At 39.7% G+C, this 22,143-nt stretch carries 15 protein-coding genes; 10 read left to right on the forward strand and 5 right to left on the reverse strand.

The window, feature by feature from the left end:
- Positions 1–247: 247 nt before the first annotated feature.
- Positions 248–1,420 carry a FecR family protein gene (locus BCL90_RS04715; RefSeq protein WP_121282853.1) on the reverse strand — a complete coding sequence of 391 codons (1,173 nt, stop codon included), beginning with the start codon at positions 1,418–1,420 and terminating at the stop codon, positions 248–250.
- A gap of 71 nt (positions 1,421–1,491) precedes the next feature.
- Positions 1,492–2,097 carry an RNA polymerase sigma factor gene (locus tag BCL90_RS04720; RefSeq protein WP_166792174.1) on the reverse strand — a complete coding sequence of 202 codons (606 nt, stop codon included), beginning with the start codon at positions 2,095–2,097 and terminating at the stop codon, positions 1,492–1,494.
- An 828-nt stretch (positions 2,098–2,925) separates the two neighbouring features.
- On the opposite strand from BCL90_RS04720, the gene BCL90_RS04725 reads away from it, so the two are divergent.
- A complete protein-coding gene (locus BCL90_RS04725) occupies positions 2,926–4,428 on the forward strand; it encodes a TlpA family protein disulfide reductase (RefSeq protein ID WP_166792175.1) in 1,503 nt (500 codons plus the stop codon).
- A gap of 289 nt (positions 4,429–4,717) precedes the next feature.
- Here the strand turns inward: BCL90_RS04725 and BCL90_RS04730 are convergent, their stop codons facing one another.
- Positions 4,718–5,356, reverse strand: a complete 639-nt coding sequence (locus BCL90_RS04730) for a hypothetical protein (protein WP_121282856.1) — start codon at positions 5,354–5,356, stop codon at positions 4,718–4,720.
- 957 nt (positions 5,357–6,313) lie between these two features.
- Between BCL90_RS04730 and BCL90_RS04735 the strand changes: the two genes are divergently transcribed.
- From BCL90_RS04735 to BCL90_RS04760, 6 genes are all read left to right on the forward strand, one after another.
- Complete coding sequence (locus BCL90_RS04735; RefSeq protein ID WP_121282857.1) at positions 6,314–6,874, forward strand: RNA polymerase sigma-70 factor; 561 nt, start codon at positions 6,314–6,316, stop codon at positions 6,872–6,874.
- Between the two features lie 78 nt (positions 6,875–6,952).
- A complete protein-coding gene (locus BCL90_RS04740; protein WP_121282858.1) occupies positions 6,953–8,125 on the forward strand; it encodes a FecR family protein in 1,173 nt (390 codons plus the stop codon).
- Positions 8,126–8,387: 262 nt separating this feature from the next.
- Entirely contained in the window at positions 8,388–11,897 is a 3,510-nt protein-coding gene (locus BCL90_RS04745) for a SusC/RagA family TonB-linked outer membrane protein (RefSeq protein WP_121282859.1), read from the forward strand.
- A 137-nt stretch (positions 11,898–12,034) separates the two neighbouring features.
- Positions 12,035–13,450, forward strand: a complete 1,416-nt coding sequence (locus BCL90_RS04750; protein WP_121282860.1) for a RagB/SusD family nutrient uptake outer membrane protein — start codon at positions 12,035–12,037, stop codon at positions 13,448–13,450.
- 63 nt (positions 13,451–13,513) lie between these two features.
- Positions 13,514–14,632, forward strand: a complete 1,119-nt coding sequence (locus BCL90_RS04755; RefSeq protein WP_121282861.1) for a TlpA disulfide reductase family protein — start codon at positions 13,514–13,516, stop codon at positions 14,630–14,632.
- 544 nt (positions 14,633–15,176) lie between these two features.
- Positions 15,177–16,046 (forward strand): alpha/beta hydrolase, encoded by an 870-nt coding sequence (locus tag BCL90_RS04760; RefSeq protein WP_121282862.1) that lies wholly within the window; start codon positions 15,177–15,179, stop codon positions 16,044–16,046.
- A gap of 321 nt (positions 16,047–16,367) precedes the next feature.
- Here the strand turns inward: BCL90_RS04760 and BCL90_RS04765 are convergent, their stop codons facing one another.
- Both BCL90_RS04765 and BCL90_RS04770 read right to left on the reverse strand, forming a co-directional pair.
- Entirely contained in the window at positions 16,368–16,997 is a 630-nt protein-coding gene (locus BCL90_RS04765; RefSeq protein WP_121282863.1) for a response regulator transcription factor, read from the reverse strand.
- Positions 16,990–18,993 (reverse strand): tetratricopeptide repeat-containing sensor histidine kinase, encoded by a 2,004-nt coding sequence (locus tag BCL90_RS04770; RefSeq protein WP_121282864.1) that lies wholly within the window; start codon positions 18,991–18,993, stop codon positions 16,990–16,992. The genes BCL90_RS04765 and BCL90_RS04770 overlap by 8 nt, the downstream gene beginning before the upstream one ends.
- A 402-nt stretch (positions 18,994–19,395) precedes the next feature.
- Here BCL90_RS04770 and BCL90_RS04775 point away from each other — a divergent pair, with 402 nt between their 5' ends.
- From BCL90_RS04775 to BCL90_RS04785, 3 genes are all read left to right on the forward strand, one after another.
- Positions 19,396–20,049, forward strand: a complete 654-nt coding sequence (locus BCL90_RS04775) for a carboxypeptidase-like regulatory domain-containing protein (RefSeq protein ID WP_208529847.1) — start codon at positions 19,396–19,398, stop codon at positions 20,047–20,049.
- A 25-nt stretch (positions 20,050–20,074) separates the two neighbouring features.
- Positions 20,075–20,866 (forward strand): hypothetical protein, encoded by a 792-nt coding sequence (locus tag BCL90_RS04780; RefSeq protein ID WP_121282865.1) that lies wholly within the window; start codon positions 20,075–20,077, stop codon positions 20,864–20,866.
- Positions 20,867–20,985: 119 nt separating this feature from the next.
- Positions 20,986–22,083, forward strand: coding sequence for a serine hydrolase domain-containing protein (locus BCL90_RS04785; RefSeq protein ID WP_121282866.1), 1,098 nt, complete (start codon positions 20,986–20,988; stop codon positions 22,081–22,083).
- Positions 22,084–22,143: the final 60 nt, after the last annotated feature.

A 22,143-nucleotide genomic window follows, 5' to 3' on the forward strand; every position in this document is an offset into this window, starting at 1 on the left:
CATAAAACTTTAGTGGAAATTTTATACATTTGAGTAGGTTTGGTTTAGAAGTGCTTATACTTTAGCGAGCAGCGCACTTCATCTGTAGTTGATTAATTTATTAATCTTATAAAGCCAGATTATTAGGATTCCGATGGCCATCGGAATCCTTTTTTGTTGAGGCGTCGTGATTAATAGCTTTACATTTCCGTAGGTAGTTCTTTTTTCATGTTTGTTGGTTTGTTTGGTTTGGTTATGTTGATTTTGGTTATTTCATTAAAATTATAGTGTTGCCTTGTATCTCAAATCGAACGGAGCGGGTTAAGCTCAGCTTACTCAATACATGCGAAACTTTAACATACTTGGAGATGCTTCCACTAAACATCTTTTTCTTTAATTCTTCATCTTTAAACTTTACGTCTAAATCGTACCAACGGCCAATGTCGTTCATGATCTGTTCAAGTGGCTCATTGTCAAAATTAAAAAAGCCATTCTTCCAGGAAACAGCGTTGTCTGTATCCACATTTTTCACATCAATCCTGCCCGCTGTTAAAGTTGATTCCTCACCGGGTTTCAAAATGACCTGATTTACTTTAACACTTCCTTCCAGTAAAGTAGTGCTGGTACGCAAACCATTTTCATATACCTTCAGGTTAAAATGTGTTCCAAGCACCTCCACTTCCTGATGGATACTTTTAACGATAAAAGGATGTGCCTTATCTTTCGCTACTTCAAAATAAGCTTCTCCCTGAAGTTCTACATTTCGTGTTGATCCTTGAAACGATACCGGGAATTTAACGGATGATGCTGCATTAAGCCATATTTTTGTACCATCAACCAGTTGCAGCTGATATTGGCCGCCACGAGGGGTTGTGATCTGGTTTTGCTCCATTTCTGAATGTTTGCCCTGATCTCCAATAAAAGTATAAACCAGTTGTCCCGCCGCTGTAGTCGTAATCTTCACACCATTCTGTTCCGCCAATGAATCATTTACACCGTCTGCCAAAGAGATTTGTTTCCCGTTCGCAAGGGTAAGCACGGCTTTATTTGTACCCGGATCCACATCTTTTTCCATGCTCAGCGATGGAAGGTCTTGTTTAGATCTAAGGTAAATGAAAAGTGAAACTGTGAGGACCATCAGGGTCAGACAGGCTGCGGCAAGCCGGAGAAACCATATGCGTTTGTAGAGCGGAACAATTTTAGGCAGAGTCTGTTGATTGATGCGTTTTACGGACTTGAAAATCTGGAGCAGTTTAATTTCCTCTTCAACAGTAGGAGATCCTTCTTCAAAAGGAACCAAAAGCTCAGCATAGATCAAATCTTTCAATAAAAATTCATCTGCAACATCAAAATATGTCAGTAACTCCGATATTTCAGTTTCGGAGCATTGATTTTTGAGAAAATTTGAGTAAATACGCTTTAGCTTGTTTTGATCTTCCAAAATAATTGGCCTTTTTAAAGCTATTACGTTTCAAAAGTGATCAACATCTAGTCTAAACGAAAAAATATTTACTATTTATCCAGAAATGCGCTGCTGATGGCAACAAAAAACACAAGTGTGCCTGACTTTTTAAGATATTCTGCTACAGTTTTTGTTGCTTTAACAATGTGGTTATTCACTGTAGAACTGGAAATATTAAGCTCACGGGCAATATCATCATAACTTCTACCTTCAATTTTACAAGCCTGAAAGACACGCTTTTGCTGAGGTGGCAAAAGTTCTATCGCTTTTTGTATCATTTCTCCGGTCTCCCGGTAATAGATGTCTTCCTCGGTATGGGTATAAGCGTTAGTGCTGATCAATTGAACTGTTTTGGCAAGTAATTCATCCCGCGAAATTTTACGATAGGTATCATAAACCAGGTGCTGGGCGATACTGAACAAATAAGATCTGAAGGATTGATTGGAGTCGAGGAGGTGCCTTTTGGTCCAAACCTTCACAAAAACGTCCTGCGTAAGTTCATGAGCAATCACATCAACTTTTACCATTTTTAATAACTTTCTGTAAATCCTTAAGCTATAGATTTGATAAAGTTTGTCGAAAGCATACTCGTCCCCATTTCTCAGTTTAATGAGTAATTCCTTTTCAACCGTATTTTCAACAAGTGCTTCCTCCACTAATCCTAAAAAAATTTACCAGAGATGGTTATCAGGTTTATAAACAATAAGGCGGGCAAATTAACAAAAGATACTTATAATACCATATTTGTTTTTGTAGTATAAACTCGTCAAAATAAGTCTGATACAGCTTTAACAACTACTTCGGGCACCTCCTGCAAAAGAGGCTCAGTTCCAATCGCCGGAAGAGCGGGGCGGGCATGAAGCGCTTGGAAAAACCGCGTATTTCAATCAGCTCGTCTACAAAATGGTTCGAATTAAGTACCGCCACTGATCCCAAGTAGGACAAAGATTTTTTCGAAGGTCTTTGTCTCATTTTTTTGCTCCTAATTATTTGTCTTTAAGCATATATGCTCCGCGACTTCGTTGACTAAAAGTTTCCTATATCGATCCCCATTAATCAGCTGAAATAGGATTATTTTTTAACTAAATGGTAACAGTATGAAAAAGTTAAATTAGAAGAAGTAACTTTAGAGAGCGGAGAAGTACTTTCAGGAAATGAACTAAAAGACATCCTTTCAACCAGTGACGGTGGAAGTGGCGGAAGCTGCAGTGGAAGTAAGCCACCTCATTCAAAATATACCTATGATGATAATACGGGTGTAGTTCAAAGAGGATGCTGTATTTCATATCAGTTCTCTGATTTTTTTTTGCGCTAGCCCAGAAAACTAGTTGCTGGCCTGCGTAATAACAGACTAAAGGCTAAGATTGCGAACTTATCCGCAGACTTAGTATTAATAAATAATAACTTCCAGCATATTTGCGAAAATCTGCTGGAACCAATTAAAAATTACGATGTCCAGAGTATTTAAATCAAATCTATTTTACATGTTTAGCTTATTGTGTTTGCTGTTATGCAAACAATCTGTAAGTAAGATAGTTGATGTGCCCAAATTAGCGTTTGGCAAAGCGAAATTAACAGGAAGGTTAAGGGTGCCTGACGGAATAAATATAGACAGTGCATTCGTGAAAATCACCGTTTCTCATCCAATTTCGGGTGAGTTTGTCAAATATAAAGCGCTTGTCGACCGGTCGGGCAATTTTTCCATTGATGCTGATGTTGAAACAGCAGTTTCTTACATACGTTTTTCCACAAGTCTAAATCCCGGGAAACCCCTATTTGTCAAATTGAAATGCGCAGCTAATACCCGCCTTGATATTACTTATAATTCAGATTTAGATATCGAAAATATTACTGTTGAGCCTAGTATCGATCAAAATGATATGACCCGATATTATGGTCTCATTCGCAAAATGATTGAATATTCACCTACCAGAAAAAGGGAACCACTTTATGATAAAGGTACCGAGGATTTCTTGGAATATGCCAGATCTCTCTTGTCAGAAATATTAACAGTTGTAAAAAATGATACCTTGATATCAAAAGAATTAAAAAGTATGTTGAATAATGACTTTCGCCTATTTTTTTATAAAGGGGCAGTATTTGATTATGACAAAGCAATGATGGCTAACTATAGTATAACTAATGGTGATAAAGAAAAGAAGTTTGTTATCAAAGAGATTGACAGATCATATTACCGTTTTTTGAAGGAGTTAAAACTGAATGACCCCCAATACCTTTATACTTCTACATTCCTTGAATTTCAAAAACAAATTCTCTTGGACAAAACCCTGGCTGTTACCCAAATAGGAGAAACCGATATCTCCAATTGGTTGTCAAAAACAAAAATTATTTTATCTGACTTAGTTGGTTTTAAAGATGGCTTATACTATGATATTTTAGCAGCAAATGCTTATGGTAGACAGCTGACTGAAGAATTAAGGCCTTTAAGTGAAATACAGAAAAAAAATATTTTGAAATATTGGGGGAACAAAGAAATCGCGAAAATCCTATTTCGAAAAAACAAAGAGGTTGTGGTACTGGATAAATTGAAATCCCCGGCAGTTATAAACGATGCATCTCAAATTGCAGAAGATAGGATTATAGAAAGTATTGTCTCCAAACACAAAGGTAAAGTTATTTTGATCGACCTTTGGGCTACGTGGTGTGGACCTTGTTTGGAAGCAATGCAACGGTTCAGAACCACAAAAAATGAATTTCACGATAAAAATGTTGTGTTTGTATACTTAACAAACAGTTCGTCTCCCCGAAATCTGTGGGAAGAGAAAGTTAAAGGCATAGGTAACCAACATTACTATTTGAATGATGCGCAATGGACCTACGTTATGACATTCTTCGATTTTCAGGCAATTCCATCATATTTACTATTCAACAAAGAAGGGATACTCGTCAAAAAATTTACAGCTTTCCCAGAAAATGAATATGTGAAAAAGATGATTGATGAGCAACTAGATAGACCTAATAATTGACGCAACGTTCTCTTTACCCAAACTGGTCTTAGCATTCCATATGTAATTAATATAACAAATTTTCTACTTTTATTATCGTATCGCTAGTATTCTGACAGTGGTTGATTCCCTAAAACCAAAAAAATAATTTTAGCATGAAGATATATTTATCTAAATGTTTTGCATTTTTTCTAATTTTAAGCGGTAGCAGTTCCTAATTACATGCCAGAGCGCCTAAAGTACAGGTATTGGAAAGTTAGCCCTCACCATCCGTAAGGGCTTAAATTTAAATTATCAATTTCATTTTACCTCACTCAAAATTTCCCTTCCCATCAACACTATAACTGTAAATCACCATATATTCGGTTCCATTCTTTTGAAAATGCCCGATAGGAATATCGCCTTTTTCAAAGTAGGCTGATTTGCTTTCGAATGGAATGCCGCAAAGCATGATATTCGGTTCTGTTTGATGATAAACAACATCATTTCTGGTTCCTGCAATAGCCATCAATGCTGATAAATTTTTGCTCGATCCTTTTTGGTTACACTTTGGATGATGCGGGTGCTGATTGGCTAATACCCAGGAACCAGGCACCATTGGTTTATAAAATTTGCCTAAAGGGATATCGAACCTGCGTGGTAAAAAACAAGAGGTTACTGTTCCATTGGTGGTAACGGTTCCGGTTTCTATAAAGAAATGGGTAATTCGAATCCAATGCCGGGTGAGCTGATACACATATTCCCGAATGGAATTTTGCCCGTCCTCTAAAAATTCTGCCCAACCGGTGTAGCGTGGCAAAGTCATCGTGATTTCAGAAACATGGCCATCAATATGATGTAAGGTAGCCTTTACTGCGCAAATGGCAGGTAATATATTAGTGTTGGTTGATTCAGCTGCAACCTGAGCAGGGAGCTGTGTGTTTTGATTTTTACTTTTGGCAGTTTGCATAACCTAAAAATTAAAAAGCATCCTGGTCGCTGCAAACTGCCAAATAACTCTTTTCAGAGATATAGGAAATGTGGGGCTACCACTCGACCAGGAATATTGTTAAAAATTAATTGCTGTTTTTGGATCTCTGAGATTAATTGAAAAAATATATTATTTAACAGTTTGCACCACTAATTTAGAAAAATTATCTAAAATCACCTAGAAAAATCTTAATTATTAAATTAATTATACCGGTTGCTATAAACCGCCAGTTAGATTATTGGAAAATTAATGTTGTGCATGGCAGGATTACCAGCATGATAGATTGCTTCGTCGTTCCTCCTTATAATGATGTTTATGTAAACAACTGAATATTTATTGTTATTTTTTTGACCATATAAGACATTTAAGGACCGCATAAGCTTACATGTTCTTTATGGTGGAAAGCCTAAAGGATTATTGAATGAATTAGATGCTCTTAGGTGTCTAAGGTGGTTAATTAAACTGCCTGGTTTTTAATTTTTACAACCACCTTAGACATCTTAGCTCAATGAGTTTTACAGGATGCAAATTTTAAACCTAATAAGTTAGAAAGCACATATAGGACGTCATTCCTGTTTTTTTTAGGCCACAGACCTGATGGTTACTCGCAACGACGACCGGTTTTTACAATCGGTTATTGGCAATTTATTTCGGGATCTATTTAAGATGCTGACCAGAAAGTAGCTATTGTGCCTCTTTGTTTTTGCGGCCATCTCCCAAAAGTAATGTCTATCCGTCTGTTAGGTGCTTTTAAGTGTTTTAAACACCGTCTTAAAAATAAATAAGGGACGGCCTTTTTTGGGCGATACATTCATTTCGTAAATTCATTGTTTTTAACTAATTATGTGATTCAATAAATGCTTTATTTGCTTTACTGAATATTTTTCCTTTACCCTATGCTGAGTTCACTATCAAAGCGCATTTTTGATTTAATTAATGGAAGGAGAAGATAGTACAACACTCAATATCGATCAATTCGAAACGATGTTTCGCAGAAACCATCAATTTCTGTGTGCTGTGGCTATGCAATATGTTCATGATCAGTTTGCAGCGGAAGATATGGTGCAGGACTTTTTCATAGATTTCTGGCAGAGGCGCCATACCATTCAACTGACCACAGGTTTCGAAGCCTACGCGCGCAGGGCAGTAAAATATAAATGCATTGATTTTCTGCGTAAAAGTGCAGTGACTGAAAAGAGGAATTCTATGCTGGCCGCTCTGGAAGAGGAACAAGAACATCATGATGAGCAGGAATATAACGAAATCAGACATCAGCGCTATATCAAAATCGTAGAATTGATTCAAAAATTGCCGGAAAACAGGCAAAATATATTTATTATGCATGCGGTTGATAAAATGAGCTATGCAGAAATCGCTAAAAAGCAAAATATTTCAATCAATACGGTAAAAACACAATTAAGCAGGGCTTATTCAGCGCTTCGTAATCATGCAATTCTTGTTTTTATTGCCTTTTCTTCATTATCAGGGCGCTTTTAAATTTATTCTGAAAAAAAAGTAGCCATTTTATCTGTTTGCTGTCACCCATTTTCGATATAGCTACGACAGTGTATTGATATGGATAAAAATCTCAGTCCTTTTACTCCTGACTGGAACCAGCTTTTAGACAAACTGGAAGCAGATGAACAGTCATCAAATTCCTTGAGTGCCGATGAACAGGTGCTTTTAGCGGAACTTCGTGCCATCAGGGATGAATCTGCTGACGCATTGAAAACATACTCAACTTTTAATACCGATAAAAAGTGGGAGGAATTAAAAGTGCAGATTGACGTAACATCTGCTGTGCGGAGTAGGGGCAAGCTGCGTAAACTTTGGATCAGCATCGCGGCTGCGGCAGTTTTGCTCGTTATAGGGGGCAGCCTTATTTATCACAGCAATCAGCCACAGCCACAAAATATAGTTAATATCATCAGGAACGATATCGCTCCTGGCAAAAACACAGCAACACTCACCCTTGATAACGGCAAAAAAATAGTATTGTCTGCTGCTAATGAGGGTAAACTGGCGAGTGAGGCGGGGATAGTGATCAGTAAAACTGCTGATGGACAAGTTGTTTATACTGTGAAAGATGGTAAAACGGCCGCAGGTACACACATCCATACCTTATCGACTGCCATGGGCGAAACTTACCGCCTCCGGCTGCCAGACCAAAGTGAAGTATGGCTGAATGCATCCTCCTCTATCAAATTTCCTGCATCATTTGCATCGGCGAAATTACGCGAGGTTGAACTTACAGGTGAAGCCTATTTCCAAATTGCAAAAGACAAAACACACCCTTTTATTGTAAAAACCAACCTTCAGGAGGTACAGGTACTGGGTACACATTTCAATATCAACAGCTACGCTGATCATCACACAACAGTAACTACGCTGCTTGAAGGAAGCGTGCAGGTATCAAATCATGCGGAACAGGGAAAAATCATCAAACCGGGAGAGCAATCGATAGTACAGGATGGGCAACCTATTGCTGTTGCGCCTGCTGACATTAAAAATGTGATGGCCTGGAAAAATGGTTATTTCCGTTTCAGAAATGAATCGATTAAGGAGGTGATGGCAAAAATCATCCGCTGGTACAATATTGACGTAGTATATACAGGTAAAGTAACAGATGAGAAATTTAATGGTAATATTTCACGTCAAAAAAATATAAGCGAAGTACTAACTATGCTGAGCTATTCTAATGATGTTAAATTTAAAGTTGAGGGAAGGAGGGTGACAGTTATACAATAAAAATCTACTATATCTACTCTATAGGAAATTCAAAGTACATCCCTGGAACCACAGGAGGATGTGCTCCAGAATAAAATACCAGTCCGACGCTAATCGAACTGGCAAAAAAAGGCTGGGAATTAACAAAAATTGTCAAACTAACCGCTAAAAGCCGCGATCTCGAAAATACAAGGCTTGAAGCAACAACCTAACTTACCAAATGTACCAAATTTGCACTAAACCGGTGCGCTTTTTCAGCGCGCAAAATAACCTATGGAGAGTTATGAAGCTAACCACTTTACTCATGCTTGCTTTTTTTATGCAGGTAAGTGCGGGCACCTACGCACAGAAAATTACTTTGTCAGCCAGAAATGCTGAATTGTTTACCATTTTTGATCAGATCAGCGACCAGAGCGGTTACGATTTTGTGATTACGAATTCTATATTAAAGAATTCCAAAAAAGTGACGATAGATGTTAAAAATGAGGAATTAAGTGATGTTCTGGATCAGATATTTAAAAACCAGTCGCTGGAGTTCACCATCGCTAACAAATCTGTACTGGTTAGAAAGAAAGAGCCTGCATTCCTGGAAAAAATTATCAAACGATTTCAATCGATCGATATTACCGGAAAAGTGCTGGATGAAAAAAATCTGCCGCTTCCCGGCGCTACTGTAAGCATAAAGGGATTGAAAAAACAGGTAGTGACCAATAAAGATGGCGAGTTTACATTGAAGGATGTTGATGAAGATGCTGTGCTGATGATTACATTTTTAGGCTATCAAACCAGGGAAATCAAAGCTTCGGGAAACCTGGGCAATATCATCCTAACCATTCAAACAGGTCAGCTGGATGAAGTGACCGTTTCCACAGGATATCAAACCCTGTCAAAAGAGCGTGTAACAGGATCATTTTCTACGTTATCATCCAAACAACTGGATCAACAGCGTTTAAGCAGTATGCAATCGCTGCTGGAAGGCAGGATACCAGGTTACAACAATGGTCTGATCAGGGGAACCACTTCAATGAACAACGACTTGGTACAGCCTTTATACGTGATCGATGGCTTTCCTGTGGAAAACCTGAAACTGGATGCCAACAATAAGGTAGCCCAAGGCATACCGGGGCTTAACCTGGAAGATATTGAAAGTATTACGGTACTGAAAGATGCTGCTGCAGCATCTATCTATGGGGCACGTGCTTCCAATGGTGTCATTGTTATTGTTACCAAGAAAGCAAAAAAAGGCAAGCCACAAATTTCTGCTTCCAGTACATTTACGCTTTCTCCTTACAGGCAATACACGGATAACCTTACCAATTCTGCAGATATTGTTGAACTGGAGAAGGAATGGGCTGCCAATAATCCGAATTTACGAGGTGCAAATGCAGGCACCTACGCGGCCAACTTATTACAGAATGTGGCCTACCCAAGCCAGGGCATTAATGCCATTCTTAGAAATGCTGCAGGCACACTTTCACAGGCAGATCTCAATACAAAATTAGGCCAGTTGGCCTCGGGGGGATACCAGTATTATGATGATGTTGAAAAGTATAGTAAACGCAGTCCTTTTTATCAGCAATACAACCTGAGTATTGGCAATGCGACAGAGAAAAATGCATTGTACACTTCCGCTACCTACCGCAATAACAAAACGCAGGATAAATATGCGGGTGATGAATCGCTAGGCATCAATATCAACAATACCACTCAGATCAATACATGGCTGACCATGGAGTTGAGCACATTCCTGTCTTATAATGAAGGTACAACCCAACCTTACAACACCTTGTCGCCAGGTTATACCTTTTTACCGTATGACAGGCTGGTGAATGCAGACGGAAGCAACTTTACCTCTACTGCTGCATCCCGTTTATCAGCAAATAACATGGCACTGATTAATAACAACCGGCTGTACAATATGGACATTACGCCATTGGATGAACAGGCATTGAACATTGGTAAAACAAAGAATTTTACCAGCAGGTCGTTTGTCCGCCTGGGCGCAAAAATAACGGACTGGTTGTCTTACAAATCAAGTTTTCAATACGAGTATGCCACCAGCAGGCTCGATCAGTTGTATGATAAAAACTCCTATTTTGTTCGCAGCAAGGTAAATAGTTTTGCTTCTTTCAATCCTGTGAGTGGCGGACAGGCAATTTTTAATCTGCCTTACGGAAATATCAATTACAAGGAAAATCAGTTCAATAATGCCTATAACTTCCGCCAGCAGTTAAACGTTGATAAAACTTTTGGGGAGAAACATAGCCTTACCGCAATTTTAGGTTCTGAGATCAGGAACAGAAAAATTGAATATGATAATCAGTCGCTTTACAACTATAATCCAAATACATTAACCTACAGCCTGGTCAACCAGCCCTTATTGGGCAGCTACCCCGGTAATATTCTCGGCGGAGGAAATTTCACCGACAGGGATGCGGCTGTTAACAGGATCAGTACAGAGCGTTTTGTATCTTTCTACAGTAATGTTGGCTATGCCTATGATGAAAAGTATCTCTTTACAAGTAGTATCCGCTGGGACAGGTCGAACCTTTGGGGTACGAGCTCCAAATACCAGAATACACCAATCTGGTCATTTGGTGCCGGCTGGAATATCAATAAGGAATCTTTCTTTAATGCAGACTGGGTAGACAGGTTGAAATTACGTGCTTCGCATGGTATCGGCGGTAACGTTTACACCAACAGCGCACCGTTTACTACTTTCAATTTCAATCCGAACTACAACGTAGGCGGTTTGCAGGCTATTATAGGTAGCAGGCCAAACCCGTTGCTGTCATGGGAAAAAACTACGACCACCAATGCCGGTCTGGATTTCGCAATTTTCAAAAACCGTCTCTCAGGATCGGTTGATTACTACCATAAAAATGGCAAGGATCTGCTGGCCAACACTCAGGGTGTGCCAACCGAAGGCTTCGGTTATTCAACCTACGTGATCAATAACGGAGAGATGCTGAACCAGGGAGTTGAACTGGTCTTGTCTGGTGATATCATCCGTGGCAAAGACCTGACCTGGAATTTGGGGATGCAGTACGCCTTTAATAAAAACAAAGTTACCTATGTTAACGTAGAGGCACCTTTTTATGTTCTTCAGCTTGATTATCCGCAATCATTCCCACGTATCGGAAATCCATACAATGCCATTTACAGTTATCAATGGGCTGGTTTGAGTAATACAGGATTGCCACAGGTTTACAATGAAAAAGGAGAGAAGGTGCTGGCCTCACCAGCTACGCTGCAATCTATTGTGTACAGCGGATCGACCGTTCCAAAATACAGCGGATCATTAAATAGTACGCTTTCCTATCAAAACTTCAGCCTGTCTTTCCTATTGACTTTCGAGGGCGGTCATAAAATGAGGGATACATTTTTACCTGTGCTGGGATCGAGCTATAACAGTGCCCTGAACGGATACGTCACCCAAATTTCATCGGTAAATAAAGATATCGTAAACAGGTGGAGAAATCCCGGAGACGAGCTGAAGACTAATATTCCTAAAGTTGTTTTTGCTGAAGATCCTACTTATAACAGCCAGAGTGCCGATATCTACAGAAATGCTGACATCAACGTACTGGATGCGACTAATATGCGCTTGAGAAATATTTCCCTGGCTTATAACGTACCACAACTGATCGCTAAAAAAGCAGGATTGAGCAATATCCGTTTCCAGTTTAACGTGGAGAACGCCTTTACATTGGCCAAATCCAAAACTGCAAAATACCTGCTCAACGGATACCTTACTCCTAATTATGTATGGGGTGCTTATCTTAATTTCTAGGAAACCATTTTATACTGCATTTAGCAGCAAACAATATTTAAAGACATAAGTGATGAAACCGTCATGATTTTAAAAATCACAAAGTGGAATAAGTAAATCATGACAGCTTCATCACCATTAAAAACAAATTTATAAGGATGAAAAATATATTTTCAAACACCATAAAATTAGTTGCCCTCGCTTTAGTACTGAGCTTTAGCAGCTGCAAAAAATTTATTGATATCCTTCCTGTAGGAAATGGCCAAATCCCTACTACGCTGTCAGACTATGAAGCCCTGATCCGCGACGAGTATGGTAACCACCGTTCAGATATCACCCAGGCAGTGCTCTTGCTCAATGATAAATTTGAAACCAGCAGCAACCTGAATTACTATCCCCTTTACAAGGCGAATTACAACTGGAACGAATCGGCCGACAGGATTGCACTGAACAATGCCGATGAAGGTGCTTATTATAACAATTACAAAGGGATTAATACCAGCAACCTGATTATTGAAAAGGCAGCGGGAACAACAGAGGGGACGGAGGCACAAAAAGCGGAACTGATTGGACAAGCGAAAGTATTAAGGGCGATGGATTATGACATCCTGGCCAATTATTATGCAGATACTTATGAAGAAGCAAATGCAGCCACCAAATTATCTGTGCCGCTGATCCTCAGTGCTGATATTGGCGCGGCTTACACCCAGGTATCGATCAAAGAACTGTATGATTTTATGCTGAAGGATATCAATGAAGCCATTCCTGCTTTGAGCGCCACCAGCGCAACAGTACTGCATCCCAATCTCGGATCTGCGAATGCGCTGAAAGCAAGGATTCTTCTGCAAATGGGAAGATATGCTGACGCACTGGCTGCCGCAAATGAAGCCCTGAAGTACAACGATAAACTGTTTGACTGGACAGCATTTTATAATACCTACAAAACGCAGATAGAGGCTGTTAATATCTATAACAATGCGCCTTCGCCAATGGGCTTTAATTACGTGGAAAATTATTATTTCCGTCACGGTGCATCTAGCAATGCCGGACGGGAACAGGCGATCCGTGTTGACCGGGCAACCCGATTTGAACAGGGGGATGCAAGATTTGCTTCCCGCTGGAAACTCAGGACAGTTGGTGCAGATACCTATTATACCAGCATCACAACGGGTTTTTTCAACGTGGGTGGTTTAACAACCACTGAAGTGTACCTGATCAAAGCAGAATGCCAGGCACGCCTCAATGATGTTCCCGGTGCAATGTCTACATTGAACGCTGTGCGGGTGAAAAGAATCTTTGCTGCGAAATATGTACCGCTGAGCGCATCTAACACCATAGAGGCTGTAAAACTCATCCAGCGAACCAAAGGAAACGAGCTTATTTTAGGGATTACTCCTTTTGCTGATGCACGCCGCCTGAATAAGGATCCGAACTACGCTGTTACGCTGAGCAAAACAGAAGCCGGACAGGCCTTAACACTTGCCCCGAATTCCCATCTCTGGACGATGCCATTTCCACAGGGCGCCTCTAAAAATCCGGGTAATGGTACCATTAAACAAAATGTAGACAAGTAGGGAAAGTATCACTGGACAATATGAGCCTTGAAAATGTAATCACCAAGTTAAAAACAATATAATATGAACAGTTTATTTAAAAGAATATTAACCATGGTACTTGTAGCGCTGGCATGTTATGCAGGCCCGCTATTGGCCCAGAACGGAAAATATGTGTTGACCGGTAATATACCTGCTGTAAAAGATAAGATCTATCTGGGTCACGAAGTTGGAGATAAATATGTCGTTACAGATTCAGCCAAAGTTGTTAACGGTACCTTTATGTTTAAGGGAATGGTTAAACAACCGGGATTTTATAAATTGGAAAGCAAGGGCCTGAAAAACCCAATACTTTTTATATTGGAGAATTCTGCTATCCATGTGGCCAAACCAGATAGTTTGTCTCAGGCGGTTATTAACGGATCTGCTGCGCAGGATGTATATATGGGTTTTTATAATGGTCCCTGGAAAGCAATTACTGCTAAAGCAGGGGACATTTACGGCCGGCTTGATCAGGCTGAGAAAGCGGGCAAAAAAGACACCGCTACCCGTGCAGGTTTCGACCGGGAATTCAGGATCCTGGATACACTGAACATTGCAGCTGTAAAGGAGTATATTCTCAAACATCCTGCTTCGGCCGGATCTGCAGCAATCATTTATGACCGCTTTATCGGTTATCCGAATTTTCCGGTGGCCGAAGCGTTTTTTGGGCTGCTGACTAAAGACGCGCAGCAATCAGAAATTGGCGAACAAATAAGCACAGCGTTAAAAACTAATGCGAAAACCGCCAAAGGAAAAGTTGCTCCTGCCATTGCGATGGCTGATAAGAATGGAAAAATCGTGAAGTTGTCTGATTTTAAAGGTAAATATGTATTGGTTGATTTCTGGGCAAGCTGGTGCGCACCCTGCCGGAGAGAAAACCCCAATGTAGTGGCCGCTTACAAAAAATACCATGATAAAGGCTTTGAAATTTTAGGTGTATCCCTGGACTCCAAAAAGGATGCCTGGTTAAAAGCCATCGAGGCTGATGGCCTCACCTGGACGCATGTGTCTGATCTGCAGGCCTGGTCTAACTCCGCTGTTAAAGCTTATGGTGTAAAATCTGTGCCGGCAAGCTTTCTGCTTGATCCGGAAGGTAAGGTGGTAGGTAAAGATTTAAGAGGTGAGGAACTGAACAAAACCCTGGAAGGCATCTTCAAATAGGATTTACGTACACAATATAAAATAGCTGCGGCCTTTGGGTTTGCAGCTATTTTTGTTTTTAAGAAGGTTATAGGGATAAACATCTCCATGAATTTTCATTTAAGATGATCAATAATCTGCCTGATTGTGATAAAAAAATCAATCGCATCATGTTTGAAACTGCATTCAGGATACGCGAATTCGGATGGCATGGTGGTAACTCTGGCCTTAATTTTGAAAAAAATCAACTCAATTGGAAACCCTACCTGATCGGATAATTGAAATGTAGTAAGCCCTCTTTATGATCTGGGTCATAAAGAGGGCTTACTACATATATTATATTTGTCAAATAACTGAATTCCTAATGATGGTCGATAACTAATAAATCTGCAATTTAAACGCAAGTATAATCCGTGCATATAAAAAGCGTTATCGACATAAAAAGCAATCAAGTTGGCAGGCTAAGCGCTGGACGACAATGATTTATGTGTTTAAATAGGTTTACAGAGATTTATTATATTATTGAATTATAAATAAAACATTGGTGGTATTCTAAAAAAGAAATATGAAAAAAATTACATTTTTACTAGGTATGTTTTTTATCGCTTTAATGTCCTTTGCGCAAGAGAAAGGAAGCTTTGACGATTCTAAAGTAATAAAAAGTAAAATCTTGAATATGGATCGTAAATATTCGATTTATCTGCCACCTGGCTATGAATCTTCTAACCGTAGTTACCCAATACTTTACTTATTACATCCCGCTGGTCCTGCCAACACCATACCAAATCACAAATCGTGGGTTTCATACGGCGCGTTAGACCAGTATTTAAATACGGCTATTGCAAAGGGAGAAATCGTTCCGATGATTGTCGTTACACCTGATGCTAATTTCGAAAACAAACGCATCAGCTATTTTAATGATCCGGGAAATGACTTTAATTTTGAGGACTTCTTTTTCCAGGAATTTATACCACAAATAGAGAAGATGTACAGGGTAAAAACTGACAAGAATAACAGGGCTATTGCCGGTGCATCGCTGGGAGGAGCGGCAACGTTGCAATATGCTATCCGACACAAGAGTTTGTTTACGACAGTATGTGCATTGAGTGCAGCTGTAAGAGACTATGAAACGGATTACATGATTAAAAGATATCCGGGTATTCCTGAAAATAAACTCGTAGAGTGGTACAAGCCTTATAATGTTAAAAGTTATATAGATAATTTACCTTCGAAAGAAGAACTTGGACAAAAGTGGTATATCGCATGTGGCGATGATGACAAGCTATCGGTAAACAATTGTAATCTGCACATCAGCCTGGCGAATAAAGGTATCGCTCATGAGTTCAGGATACAAAACGGTGCCCACGACTGGAAGTACTGGATATCGGTAACACCTGATTTTTTGAACTTTGTTTCGGAAGGATTTAAAAAATAAACCATGGAAACACAAAGTAGTATTTAAGTCCTAAACTTCAGTTTTTTTATATCTAGCTTAAAACAGCTTTTATTGGACAAATCGCTAAGCGCTAAACAATATCGCTGAGAAAAGACCTTTACCTATTAATCAGGTTGCTATTTTAATCCGAGGGAATCGCATGATCTCCTGCTTTAACACGTACACTGCTCTGGCTTCAGGTGCATATAATGTGCATATTACCAGATCAATCACTATTTTATTACCTTTCATCATAAATCCAGGTGTTAAAAGAGAAACAAAAGAAGAGTTGATAACATATCAATTTGACCGGCCGGAAGTTTATAACAATTGCTGCTGGTGGGCAGCTGCTATCAGTTCGGCGACATTCTTGACTTCAAATTTCTGCATCAGGTTCCTCCGATGGGTATCTACTGTCAGCGAACTTAAAAAGAACTCCTGGGCAATATTCTGACTGGTCTTTCCCTGTGCCAGGAGCGATAGGATTTGCTTTTCCCTTCTGGTGAGCTGTGGCGTATTGCGCAACTGGTTTTTAGTTGGGCGGCTGATAATTTCTACTACTTCCTTACTGTAACATATATTTCCTTTTACTGCCGCAGCAATACACTGCCGAAGCTCCTCAAGTGAACTGTTCTTAAGGAGATAGCCACTGGCACCATTCTGTATGGTTTGCATAATAATGCTCCGCTCGGTATGGTTGCTGAGGATGAGTATAGTGGTAGCAGAGAATTGCGCTTTGATCATCTGGCAAAGTTCCATACCGCCAATATCCGGCAGTGTAACATCCAGGAGGACAAGATCTACAGGGTTTCTGTTTAAATAAGAAAGGAGCTGTGCACCATTTGAAAAGCCGCCTACAATTTCCAGATTGTCTTCATTTTTAAGTAGCGTCTTAAGCCCTTCAATAACAATGGGATGGTCATCTACGATAACAGTAAGCAGTTTATTCATCGATATTGGTTTTAAGTTCTATATCTATACTTGTTCCTTCGCCAGGAGCGGAATGCACTTCAAATTTCCCTTGCAGAAAGGCGATGCGGTTCTTAAGATTATCAAGGCCCATTCCTTTTTTATCAGAAAGGGTGTCCATATCAAAGCCCTGGCCATTATCTTCAAAAGTAATAAAAATAGTATTTTCGTTCTGGCTGCATTGCAGTATAAGATTGTCTGCATGGGCATGCTTGATCGCATTTGATATGAGTTCCTGCACGATTCTGTAGATGTTTAGCTGCACATTCATCGCAATATTTTTCTGAATGCCGAACATTTCTGAAGTGATACGTAAACCATCACGCATATAGAATTCGCAGAGGTCTTTTAGAGCGATTTCAAGACCAAACTTCAGTAAAGTCTCAGGCACCATATTGCGGGCAATGCGGCGCAGTTCCGTAACCGAGGTGTCCAGTTGTCCGATAATGCGGTGAAGGTCTTTATCTCCGGACATGCCGGGCTGTGTATCTGTCCAGCCTGAAAGCCCTATCTTAACTCCTGAAAGCATGCCGCCAAGTCCATCGTGAAGATCTCTTGCAACACGTTCCCTTTCAAGCTCTTCACCTTCAAGCATGGCTTTTGTAATCTTGAGCTGTTGCTTTTTTTCCATTTCGCTAAGCTGTTGCTTGTAATTAATCTCTTTTTGCTGTGCCAGCTTGCGCCGGCTCCGGGCTGTTAAAAGAACGAAAACGAGTAAAAGGAGCAGAAAAAGACATCCCAAACCAAGTATAAGCCTATACAAGTGGTCATTACGGGCATTAAGCTGTGCCTGCCTGTTCTCTGATTGAAGGGCCTGTATTTTTTGCTGGTTTCTTGCACTTCTGTATTTTGTCTCCAGCTCATTGATCTTTACTTTTGTTTGGTCGCTGTTGATACTGTCATTGGTCTGCCTGTATTTGTTCAGCCAGTGGTATGCCTCTTTATAATCCCTTAACTTTTCGCTCATTTTCGCCAGTTCCAAATAAATCTCTGCCCTGTCATTAATTTTAGCGGTCAAAGTTCCTTCCTTAACAATATCCAGTAAGATCTGTCGGGCTTCGGCATATTTTTTCTGCTGCTGATAGATGTCATATCTGCGGAAAAAAAATTGTTGGTAGATCTGTTTCTGGTTATACTTTTTAGCTAGCGGAATCCCCCTGTCTATACTCGCAAGTGCCTTATCGTATAATGTTTTAGTGGAATAGTAAAGCGCCTCATTATAATAGTATATCGGATAGTTTAAAGAGGAGGGGTATGGCTTCAGCAGCCGTTGTGCTTTTTGCAGAAGTACCTGGGCTTTGTCGGTTTTGTTGTCATAACAATAGATGCTTACCCCTGAAAGATAGGAAAACAACAGATCGGTAGAACCAGGGTTTTTGGTTTCCAGTAAGGCGATGGCTTTTTCATTATAGGCCGTCGCTTTTGAAAACTGGTAGTTGTTCATCAGAATAGTGGCGAGCTGCGTATAATAGTAAGCGATGCGTGCCGGATCGCCCGTCTTTTCTATAATAGGAATAGCTTTTTCCAGGGTTATTTTAGTCATAAAACCATAGCCCATTTTGTCTATATTCATCAAGGCATAATTAAACCATGATGCAGCCTGCTTTGCATAGGCGATTTTAGTGTTGAATGGAGAAAGTGCTTCTGCAGCTTTTTTAAAAGCATCGGATGCCTTCGCTTTGTTCCAGTTGAAATAATACTGCCCTTTAGAGAAAAGTGCTAGTGCATTTAAAAATTTATCGTTTTTAGCGGCAGCTGTACCTGCCTCAAGGTAGGCTTTACTCTTTAAGGTGTCTTTATATTTCCAGTATTCTACCAATAGAAAATTGGTGCTCGCTCTTGAGCTATCTGTAATTTTTTTCTGTAGAATGTGCTGCAGGCTGTCCAGATAATGCTGCTCATTAAGGGGAACCTGCTGTTGGCCAACAGATTTAAATGAAACCAAAATACCTATCAGGAATAGAAAAAATTTTGTCATGGTTAAAAAAGAAGTTTATTCATTGGCCGTAGATCAGGTTATATTTTCGGTAAGGAAAATTTACCTGTAAATATCAGACATAATTCCCAACTCATTGTCATTTCATCCATCTGTTATAGAAAATACCTAAAAACCAGTAGAAAAAAAACGATAAAAACCGGTATTTCTTTTGGTGGCCACATCCAATAGCTTTGCTCTTATACCAAAATTAGCATGAAACTATGAAAACATTACCCTCGAAAGAAGCTTTTTTAGCTAAATCTACCATTGTCCGACACGACAGCACTTAAACAGTGCTTTGTCTATACTATGTTTTATATTCATCTCCATGTGTCTTTCGGCAAGTAGGCAACAGGGCAGGAGAGGCAATTGACATTACCGATGGTACATTTAATCTTCCTTATGAAACCACTATTAATCCATAAAATGAAAATCATGAAGCTAAAAAAATATGTCCTTACACTTTTCTATGTGGTATCAGCAACAGCTATAGTTTCTGCACAATATAAAGAGCCTGAAAAGAAAGATAAGGTCGAGATCTTCCGTCCGGAGATCGCATTCGACTCCCTGCAGGCAAAAAAAATGCTGGCAAAAGGTACAGGTACGATAAAGGGAGTTGCTTTTACCAAAGCTAAAAACAATATGGGCTTTAAAGCCGGTCAGCGGATCTATGCCAATAAAATCAAAGTAACCCTTTTTCCCGTTACCCCTTATTTTGAGGCCTGGTACCAATTAAGAAAAGACAAGGAAAGCCTTAGAAGGAGGCGCTATGTTTATCTTTCCGACCAAGCCTACAGATATAGGCTCGAAGCAATTACCAATAGTGATGGAGAATTCACTTTTCCCGAGATGAAGCCGGGAAAATATTTTCTACAGGGGGTTCTTGGCTATACTCATTATGGTACATATAACCAATATACAGGCAGTGGCTACAATGGCTATGGACAGACAGATTATTATCAACAGAAAAACTATTCGGTTGACCATGAAGACAGGATTGAAGAGTTTGTTGAGGTAAAAGAAAACGGCGAAATCGTTAAGATCAAACTGCATTAATTTCACAAAACAATAAGCCTATATTATGCGAACAGATAAAAAAATTACAGGCGTGCTGCTCACACTAATGTTGATTTCCGGAATTGAGGCGCATGCACAGCTCGGCGGACTGCTCGACAAAGCAAAAGAGAAAGCCACAAAAGCCATTGAAAAAAAGATTGACACAAATAGTGCTTCAGGAAAATCCGGAGCTACCGTTAACTCAGGCAAAAGCAATATCGTGACTGGTGATTCGCTGGTTTTCGCGGAAGATTTTTCGGCATTTCAACCAGGGGCTACTGCCACAAGTTTCAAAACCAATGGAGCGGCTAATGTCGTTACAGTAAGGGGGCAAAAAGGGAAATGGCTTGATTTAAGGGATAAAGCGATCTACAAATTTTCCCACCAGCTCAACTATCTCCGTCGCTTTACCTTATCTTTTGATATTATCGCAAAAGCGGACCAGATTAAGGACATTGCTCCACTGTCGTTTGGTTTTGCAAGTGATAACAGCGTCAGGCAGTATGCAAGCAATATTGGTACCTACGTACAGCTGCATTATTACGATGCCAACCAGGTTAACATAGGCAGTAATAAGCCTGAAAAATTCGTAAATACGACCTTTGATCTTGAACCCTGGATTAACCGTCCGCTTCATATTGTTCTCTCGGTTGATGGAGAACGAATGGCTGTATATCTCAACAATATCAAACTTGCTGATACCGTTTTGTTTAGTCATGCTGCTGCTAAAAACTTTTATATAACGGCACCCTGGGAATATGCTAATGATGCGGGGGTGCTGGTTAGTAACTTTAAGGTTTCAGGATTTAGGAAGTAGACCTAAAATATAGCTCCAGTCTGTGCAAATTCATCAATCTATTGATATTTCATTGATAGGGAAGGGGTATCGTTGTAACCTCAATTTCCTTTTCTGCGTCTTAATCATAAATATCTATTATGACAAAATGTAAGTATTCCCTTTGCCGGATGGTGTTTCTGTTTTTGCTGATCAGCTCTGCGCTATCCTTACGCGCACAGCACCTTGAAAAGGGGATTGATAGTTTGATTGTAAAGGATTTTAATGATCCAAACGGACCAGGAGGTGTATTTATGGTTTCCAGGAAGGGAAATCCGATCTATCAAAAGGCTGTTGGTAAAGCGAACCTGGAACTGGGCGATAACCTAAGCCCTGAAAATGTTTTTGAACTGGGATCTATGACCAAACAGTTTACAGCAGTAGCTATTCTTATGCTGGAACAAGCGGGTAAACTTAAAGTGGAAGACCCTGTTCTAAAGTACATTCCGGATTATCCAAATGGAGAGAAAATAACCATACACCATCTTTTAACGCACACTTCGGGAATAAAAGATTTTACAAAAATGAAAGCGTTAGCAGATATTGCGCAAAAGGAAATGACGCCTAAAATGATGGTTGATTTTTTTAAAAATGAACCTGCCGATTTTGCACCAGGAGAAAAGTTTGAATACAATAATTCCGGATATGTACTTTTAGGTTATCTGATAGAAATCATTTCCGGAATGCGTTATGAAGATTTTATCAAAAATCAAATTTTCGATAAAGTTGGAATGAGCCGGTCATATTATGCAAGCGACAGGAAAGTTATCAATAAAAGGGCGTACGGGTACCACAAAAAAGAATCCGGATATGTCAACAAAACCATGATCAGTTTTAGTGTACCCTTTTCATCGGGTTCACTAATGTCGACAACAGGCGATATGTTGAAATGGCAAAAGGCATTAAACGGTCATCTCCTCCTTGATGCGAAAGAAACAAATAAGGCATTCAGCAAATACAAACTGAACAATGGAACGGAATATACTTATGGTTACGGATGGCATATCCGCGATATAAACGGAACTCCAACCCGTGAACATGGAGGCAGCATCTTTGGCTTTAAAACTATGGCGGTTTATATCCCTGGCGAAGATATTTATGTAATAGGACTGAGCAATTGCGACTGCAATTCGCCGACGAGGTTAGTAGGAGAGATAGCTGGATTTGTATTAAAGGGCGTTAAAGAAAAGCGCTGGTAATTAAATAGGCCACGCGCCATAAAAAAGTATTGGATGGATAAGACCGATCATAAAATTCTT

Source organism: Pedobacter alluvionis (assembly GCF_003664035.1).
Classification (GTDB): Bacteria; Bacteroidota; Bacteroidia; order Sphingobacteriales; family Sphingobacteriaceae; genus Pedobacter; species Pedobacter alluvionis.

Excerpts from the sequence above, each read along its gene's own strand:
- BCL90_RS04725 (WP_166792175.1), top strand. The coding sequence starts at position 2,926 with ATGTTTAGCTTATTGTGTTTGCTGTTATGCAAACAATCTGTAAGTAAG.
- BCL90_RS04730 (WP_121282856.1), bottom strand. The coding sequence starts at position 5,356 with ATGCAAACTGCCAAAAGTAAAAATCAAAACACACAGCTCCCTGCTCAG.
- BCL90_RS04735 (WP_121282857.1), top strand. The coding sequence starts at position 6,314 with ATGGAAGGAGAAGATAGTACAACACTCAATATCGATCAATTCGAAACG.
- BCL90_RS04740 (WP_121282858.1), top strand. The coding sequence starts at position 6,953 with ATGGATAAAAATCTCAGTCCTTTTACTCCTGACTGGAACCAGCTTTTA.
- BCL90_RS04745 (WP_121282859.1), top strand. The coding sequence starts at position 8,388 with ATGAAGCTAACCACTTTACTCATGCTTGCTTTTTTTATGCAGGTAAGT.
- BCL90_RS04750 (WP_121282860.1), top strand. The coding sequence starts at position 12,035 with ATGAAAAATATATTTTCAAACACCATAAAATTAGTTGCCCTCGCTTTA.
- BCL90_RS04755 (WP_121282861.1), top strand. The coding sequence starts at position 13,514 with ATGAACAGTTTATTTAAAAGAATATTAACCATGGTACTTGTAGCGCTG.
- BCL90_RS04760 (WP_121282862.1), top strand. The coding sequence starts at position 15,177 with ATGAAAAAAATTACATTTTTACTAGGTATGTTTTTTATCGCTTTAATG.
- BCL90_RS04765 (WP_121282863.1), bottom strand. The coding sequence starts at position 16,997 with ATGAATAAACTGCTTACTGTTATCGTAGATGACCATCCCATTGTTATT.
- BCL90_RS04770 (WP_121282864.1), bottom strand. The coding sequence starts at position 18,993 with ATGACAAAATTTTTTCTATTCCTGATAGGTATTTTGGTTTCATTTAAA.
- BCL90_RS04775 (WP_208529847.1), top strand. The coding sequence starts at position 19,396 with ATGAAACCACTATTAATCCATAAAATGAAAATCATGAAGCTAAAAAAA.
- BCL90_RS04780 (WP_121282865.1), top strand. The coding sequence starts at position 20,075 with ATGCGAACAGATAAAAAAATTACAGGCGTGCTGCTCACACTAATGTTG.
- BCL90_RS04785 (WP_121282866.1), top strand. The coding sequence starts at position 20,986 with ATGACAAAATGTAAGTATTCCCTTTGCCGGATGGTGTTTCTGTTTTTG.